This is a genomic window from Streptomyces sp. 7R007, assembly GCF_054850255.1.
This window is the reverse complement of sequence record NZ_JBTWMV010000165.1, coordinates 1-517: the sequence shown is the minus strand read 5'-3', so window position 1 is coordinate 517 and position 517 is coordinate 1. Positions and strand designations below refer to the sequence as shown.

At 72.3% G+C, this 517-nt stretch carries 1 protein-coding gene; it reads right to left on the bottom strand.

Translation table 11 applies throughout. The features are described from left to right. A partial coding sequence (locus tag ACYF6T_RS44620) for a beta-ketoacyl synthase N-terminal-like domain-containing protein (protein ID WP_461703716.1) occupies positions 1 to 517 on the bottom strand: 517 nt, incomplete at both ends.

Genomic DNA, 517 nt, shown 5'->3' with positions numbered 1-517 from the left:
CCCCGCGCTGCCGCGAGAACTCGGTGAACGCGCCGGGCGTGGCCATCACCGTCGCGCCCCCGGCCAGCGCCAGCGAACACTCGCCCTGCCGCAGCGCCTGGCAGGCCAGGTGCATCGCGACCAGTGACGACGAGCAGGCGGTGTCCACCGTCGTCGCCGGGCCCTCCAGGCCCAGGAGGTAGGAGATGCGCCCGGAGGCGACGCTGCCCAGGTTGCCGGTGCCGATGTAGCCCTCGACGTTGCTGGAGGTCTGGGGGACGAGCATCAGGTAGTCGTGCGCGCTGATCCCGGTGAACACCCCGGTGTCACTGCCCGCCAGCGCCTCGCGGTTGAGCCCCGCGTGCTCCGCCGCCTCCCACGCCGTCTCCAGCAGGAGCCGTTGCTGCGGGTCCATGGCGACGGCCTCGCGCGGGCTGATGCCGAAGAAACCGGCGTCGAAGTCGGCCACGTCGTACACGAACCCGCCCTCGCGCACGTAACTGGTGGCGGGGTTCTCCGGGTCGGGGTCGAACAGCGC